Here is a 6276-nt window from a genome sequence, read left to right as displayed (position 1 = left end):
CAAAATGTATATAAAAATTGTTTGTTTAGTTCGAAAAATCAGGGGAGGAATATAAATGGAGATTATTGCACATCGTGGTTTGTGGAAAACTTTCGAAGAACGCAATCAATGGGAGGCGTTGGAAAGAGCTGCGTTAACGAATATGGGAACAGAAACGGATTTTAGAGATTTTAATAGAAAATTAGTCATTTCCCATGATATGCCAACAGAAAAGGCTGTAGCTGTCGAAAAATTTCTTGAGTTATACCAAGCAGCCCCCTATACTCTGGCTATTAATATTAAAGCAGATGGATTGCAAACCATACTGAAACAATTATTGGACAAATATCAAATCAATAATTATTTTTGTTTTGATATGGCGATACCAGATACATTGGGATACATAGAAAAAGAACTCAAATTCTTTACGAGAGAAAGTGAGTATGAACCATTTCCAGCTTTTTATCAAAAAGCTGCTGGTGTATGGTTAGATGGTTTTGAATCTGATGATTGGATAACGGAAGAAAAAATATCTCGACATTTAAATGCCGGAAAAGCGGTCTGCATCGTGTCCCCTGAACTTCATCAAAGACATCACACAAAAAAATGGGCAGAATATAAGCAGTTTTCGTGTATTGATTCAAATAGACTAATATTTTGTACAGATTATCCTGAAGAAGCAAAGGAGTATTTTTATCATGAAAAAAATTGAAGCTGTTATTTTTGATATGGATGGCGTCTTGATTGATGCAAAGGAATGGCATTACGAAGCACTGAATAAAGCGTTAGCATTATTTGGATATCAAATTTCTCGATATGAGCACTTGGTAACATATGATGGGTTACCCACAAGAAAAAAATTAGAAATGCTTTCTATGGAGCAGGGTTTACCAGTACAGTTGCATTCATTTATAAACGAAATGAAGCAATTATACACAATGGAGATTGTCTATGCCAAATGCAATCCTGTATTTCAACATGAATATGCATTATCACAGCTAAAAGCAAACGGCTATAAAATAGGAGTTGCTTCAAACTCCATAAAAAATTCGATTGAAGTTATGATGAAAAAAAGCGCTCTGTCACAATATCTGGACATTATTATGAGCAATGAAGATGTAACGGAAGGAAAGCCAAATCCTGAAATTTACACAAAAACCATAAATACATTAAAACTTAAGCCAGAGCAATGTCTCGTAGTAGAAGATAATATAAATGGTATTAATGCCGCAAAAGCCGCTGGTGCTTATGTTTTGACAGTAGGGACTGTCCAAGATGTAACTTTTGATAATATAATGACTATGATTAAAACTATTGAAAGGGGGGATTTATGATGAACATATTATTACTATTTTCGGGTTCTGACACATCTTTTCGGGAATCTGGTTATGAATATCCCAAAAATCTAATTGAAATTAATGGAAAACCATTGCTTCAAAATGTCCTTGAAAGTTTGGATTCCAATATTTTAAAGAATAATAAACTGATATTTGCTATAAAAAAAGAAGAAATTGACCGATATCATACTTCTATGGTTGCGAAACTACTTTATCCAAAAGCAACGATTATTTCTGTACCTAATGCCACTGCGGGAGCTGTATGTACTGCTTTGCTGGCGGTAGAATATATTGATAATGATGAGCCGCTTCTTATTGTAAATGGAGATATTATTATTCAAAGGCCGTTGGAACCAATTATCGCTTCTTTTAAAAATAGTGATGCAGATGGAGGTGCCATAACTTTTCAATCAGTACATCCTCGATGGTCTTATGTCAAATGTGATGAGACAGGAATCATCATTGAAGCTGCCGAAAAACGGCCAATTAGCCGTATGGCTACCGCAGGTATTTATTATTATAAAAGAGGCGATGATTTTGTGAGTGCATCAAAGGAATTAATTAAAAAAATGCGCAAACAGATGGAAAGTTTACATTTGTCCAGTGTTTAATGAAATGATATTAAAGCAAAAAAAATTGCGAATTTTTGAGATAGAGAGTAAATGCTACTTTTCTTTGGCAACTCCTAAAGGGATAGAATCTTATCAAAAAGCAATTGCTCCAGAAAGGAATACAGTAATATGAAGACAGCACATTTAGATGATATGATTCGAGGATGGTTTGTGGGTAATTTTGAACCATCACTGTTTAATACAAATGATGTGGAGGTTGCCGTTAAGAAATATAATGCCGGTGATTATGAAGAAATTCACTACCATAAAATTGCAACGGAAATCACAGTGATTATTTCCGGTGAAGTTGAGATGAATGGCATTCGCTATAAAGAAAATGATATGATTGTAATGGAACCATTTGATAAAACTGATTTTCTCGCAATTACGGATACTATAAATGTTGTGGTAAAAGTACCAGGAGCAAACGACGATAAATATATGGAGGTTTAAGATATGATAAATATTGTATTACCAATGGCAGGAAGAGGCTCACGTTTTTCATCAGTTGGCTATAAAAATCCAAAACCACTTATAGAGATAAACGGAAAATCTATGATAGATATTGTTATACATAACATTAAGCCAACACAAGAACATAGATTCATCTTTTTAGTTTTGCAGGAGCACTTAGACAACTATGATTTGAAAAGTCATCTGTTGGAAATGGCTCCAGGAAGCATTGTTATTCCGGTAAATGAAGTGACAGAAGGCCCGGCATGTACCGTATTATTATCAAGAAAATACATTGATAACGATGATTCTTTGATGATAGCAAATTGTGATCAATGGATTGATATTAATATTGATGATTATTTAAACAAAATGCTCACAGATAACGCAGACGGCTTAATTATGACTATGAAAGCAGGGGATTCTAAATGGTCATATGTGGGGTATGATGAAATAGGTCATATAAATAAAGTCGTTGAAAAAGAAGTCATTTCTGACGAGGCCACGGTTGGAATCTATAATTTTAAAAAAGGACATGACTTTGTAAAAGCTGCCGACAAAATGATTGAAGAAAATTTTAGAGTAAATAATGAATTTTATGTGGCGCCTGCTTATAATATTCTTTTGAATGAAAAAGGTTATCATATAACAACTTATAATATTGGTTCTGTTATGGATGGAATGTATGGATTAGGAACACCAGAAGATTTAGAACTATTTTTAAAATTACCAGTCTGCAATAAAGCTATTGCATTTTGAGGAAAACTAAGATGAACAAAAAGCATAATCGTCTAATTGTTATAGGCGATGGAATCGTATACCGATATGGCAACAACTACTATGTAAGTGGAAGTTCCCAATTAGATTTTTATGAATGCTTTGATGGAATTGATGAAGTCATTATATGGAGCCGTATATATGATATTTCAGAAACAGATATTCCGAAATACTCCATGTATGATACTTCAACGCTTAGCAAGCAAGTGACTTTTTGTGGAATTTTTAATCAACCATCCGGATTAAAAGGCTACATAATTACAATGTATGAAAGAATAAAAAAATTGAATAAACTATTTTGCAAACCTGCTTTGGTGATATGTTCTCCTATTTCTGTTTCACAATGGATTATGTGGCTCTTATTTAGAAAACGTGATTTGATTTTTATCAGCAGGGTAATTGGAGATCCAGATGGCATTCCCGATATAAAAAAGTCCAAAGCTATTTGGAAAGTCATTGTTTGTTTTGTTAAAAGGCTGCAAGTTAACTACCTTGCAAAATCAAAACTCCAAACTTGGGTTTCGAGCGAATTAGAGAAAAAATACCGGAACCCTTATGTTCCTTCAGTTATCTTTCATGACGGACTTATATACGACAGACAGATTGTGACAGAAATAAAGCCGCGAACCAAGCCCGAATTGCAATTGATTTTTGTCGGAAGGTTATCTCCCGAAAAAGGAATAAATGATTTAATAGATGCTGTCAATATGCTCTCTACAAGTAGAATCAAGCTAAAAATTATCGGACAAGGAGTCGAACAAGAAAATATTAGGCGAAAAATAAATGAATATAATCTTGAGGATAAGATTATATTGCTTGGTCAAAAGAAATGGGGACAAGAATTGTTTAGCGAAATGCGTACATCCGATATTTTGATTTTGCCCTCGTACAATGAAGGGCTGGGAATGGTTCTTTTAGAGGCTATGAGTAATGGCATAACTGTAATCGGTTCTAGAGTTGGCGGAATACCAGATGTGATTAATCCAGGATTAAATGGACTCTTATTTACTCCTGGAAATGTAGCTGAATTAGCTGACGCAATAAAAAGTTTATATGATAATGAAGAACTACGGTCAAAATTATGTCGTAACGCACTTATTACTGCTCACCAGAATACAAGAGAAATGCAACTTGAACGATTTCATGAGGCTTATATGAAAAATGTATATAATTATTTGTAAGAAATAGCAAAGGTAATTAAATATGAAAATAGATATTTTAACCCTCAAATTAGCTTATCAATATATAGATGAGATGGTCACTATTGATGAGGAATGGTATTTAAAAAAGGGAGATGGTTTTGCAGATGCTCCTTGGAGTAAAATGAATTTTCTTTGTAATTTAAATGGTAAGTGGAATAATAGTGTAATTGTACTGCAAGATGGCGGTGTGTTAGGCTATATGATTGTTACAGAAACTACTCCCCAAAAGCTGCATATTAACCGCATTGCCATCAGAGCTGGTAATCATGGAATAGGCACAAGCATGGTTGATTTTCTGAGCACCCTGGCTGTAAGAAATGGATATTCTAAAATAACTGCAATAGTGTCGGAAAGCAACTTACAAGCACGTAATTTTTTTCTAAAACATGATTTTATTATTCTTAGTGATATGCGATTAAAAGCATTTTTGCTCGAAAAAGGAAGAAAAATTAATCTATACAAAAACACACATATTTTTATTGAGGCAGACCATAAATACGTTGTAGTCGAAAAAGCTCTATAAATATATATGAAAGGAATACAAAACGTATGAGAATATTAGCAGTTGGTGCGCATCTGGATGATATTGAATTAGCTTGTGGCGGAACATTAACAAGGGCAATAAGTCACGGAAGTATCGTAAAAATGGTTGTTATGAGTAAGTCGGGCTATACGAATTATGACGGGAAACTTATGAGGACGGATGAGGAAGCTGTACAGGAAGGCAGGTATGCCGCAGGTATATTAGGAGTTTCCGATATTCAAATCCTGGATTTTGAAAATAAAAATGTGCAATACCATTATACAGTTATTGAAACGCTTGACAAAATAATTAATGATTTCAATCCTGATATTATATTTACCCATCATATATTTGATACTCATCAGTCACATGAAGGAACCGCAAAATCCACATTATCCGCAGCCAGGAGAAGAAATACTGTTTATATGTATGAGCCAATAGTTCCTTCTGGACGTTCTTATGTTGCTTTTCATCCCCAGATGTATGCAGAAATCAGCAAAATTGAATTAGAAAAAAAGATAGAAGCTTTGCGAGCTCATAAAACAGAATATCATAAATTTGGAGAATTTTGGATTGATGGCGTCAAAGCAAGAGCTGTTTACAGGGGATATGAAATGGGCGCTAAATATGCTGAAGCGTTTGAAATCGTTCGATGTACATTGGAGGTATAAAGTGATTAAACCTGTCATAACAATTCATCAACCAGAACATATGCCATGGTTGGGGTTTTTTAATAAGATGTTGAAATCAGAAATTTTTGTAATTCTCGATAATGTGCAATTTGAAAAAAATAATTATCAAAATAGAAATCGTATTTTAGGTAACAATGGTGCACAATGGTTAAATGTTCCAACAGAAACAAAAGGGCATATGGATAAAACCATCCGCGAAATCAAAATTGCAAATACAACCCAGCCAAATTGGAAAAAAAAATATCTTTTAACGTTAGAGTTAAACTACTGCAAACATCCTTTTTTTAACGATATTTTTCCACCCATTAAAAACATTTTAGAGATACATGACGAATATCTTTGTGACCTTAATGTTTCATTGATTCTTTATTTTGCACAGCTATTAAATGCTGACTGCCAATTTTTGTATGCATCACAAATGAATCTAAATGGAAAAAAAAGTAATTTGATATATCAAATATGTAAACAGCTGGGAGCCGGCACATATATATCTGGTTCTGGCGGGCGAGATTACATGAATCTCGATGTATTCTGCAATGATGGTATACAAGTAAAATTCAATGATTATGTGCATCCTATCTATGCTCAAAAAAAGTCTTTTGAATTCGTCCCCTATTTATCTGTACTGGATTTATTAATGAATAAAGGGCCTGATGAAGCACATGAAATTATTTTAAGTGGTTTACCGAAATAACGAGGAAT

Annotated in this window: 9 protein-coding genes; all 9 read left to right on the top strand. The window is 33.7% G+C overall.

The genetic code is table 11. The annotated features are described in order from the left end of the window. Positions 1-55: 55 nt before the first annotated feature. The 9 genes from HMPREF9473_RS03740 (at position 56) to HMPREF9473_RS03700 (ending at position 6268) form a co-directional block, all read left to right on the top strand. Positions 56-691, top strand: a complete 636-nt coding sequence (locus HMPREF9473_RS03740; RefSeq protein WP_006778728.1) for a hypothetical protein — start codon at positions 56-58, stop codon at positions 689-691. Then, complete coding sequence (locus HMPREF9473_RS03735) at positions 678-1313, top strand: HAD family hydrolase (RefSeq protein WP_006778727.1); 636 nt, start codon at positions 678-680, stop codon at positions 1311-1313. Before HMPREF9473_RS03740 ends, HMPREF9473_RS03735 begins: the two co-directional genes overlap by 14 nt. Then, on the top strand, positions 1310-1927 hold the full coding sequence (locus HMPREF9473_RS03730) for a glycosyltransferase family 2 protein (RefSeq protein ID WP_148552359.1): 618 nt from the start codon (positions 1310-1312) through the stop codon (positions 1925-1927). The genes HMPREF9473_RS03735 and HMPREF9473_RS03730 overlap by 4 nt, the downstream gene beginning before the upstream one ends. A 129-nt stretch (positions 1928-2056) precedes the next feature. Next, positions 2057-2380, top strand: a complete 324-nt coding sequence (locus tag HMPREF9473_RS03725; protein WP_006778725.1) for a hypothetical protein — start codon at positions 2057-2059, stop codon at positions 2378-2380. A 3-nt stretch (positions 2381-2383) separates the two neighbouring features. After that, on the top strand, positions 2384-3139 hold the full coding sequence (locus HMPREF9473_RS03720) for a glycosyltransferase family 2 protein (protein WP_006778724.1): 756 nt from the start codon (positions 2384-2386) through the stop codon (positions 3137-3139). Between the two features lie 11 nt (positions 3140-3150). After that, positions 3151-4338, top strand: a complete 1188-nt coding sequence (locus HMPREF9473_RS03715; protein WP_006778723.1) for a glycosyltransferase family 4 protein — start codon at positions 3151-3153, stop codon at positions 4336-4338. Between the two features lie 22 nt (positions 4339-4360). Next, a complete protein-coding gene (locus HMPREF9473_RS03710) occupies positions 4361-4882 on the top strand; it encodes a GNAT family N-acetyltransferase (RefSeq protein WP_006778722.1) in 522 nt (173 codons plus the stop codon). Between the two features lie 26 nt (positions 4883-4908). Beyond that, positions 4909-5553, top strand: a complete 645-nt coding sequence (locus HMPREF9473_RS03705) for a PIG-L deacetylase family protein (protein ID WP_006778721.1) — start codon at positions 4909-4911, stop codon at positions 5551-5553. Position 5554: 1 nt separating this feature from the next. Continuing rightward, positions 5555-6268 carry a WbqC family protein gene (locus tag HMPREF9473_RS03700; protein WP_006778720.1) on the top strand — a complete coding sequence of 238 codons (714 nt, stop codon included), beginning with the start codon at positions 5555-5557 and terminating at the stop codon, positions 6266-6268. Positions 6269-6276 lie beyond the last annotated feature (8 nt).

Origin of the sequence: Hungatella hathewayi WAL-18680 (assembly GCF_000235505.1) — a bacterium.
Lineage (GTDB): Bacteria > Bacillota > Clostridia > Lachnospirales > Lachnospiraceae > Hungatella_A > Hungatella_A hathewayi_A.
The sequence above is the reverse complement of the archived record's forward strand: the minus strand, read 5'-3'. Positions and strand labels throughout refer to the sequence as shown.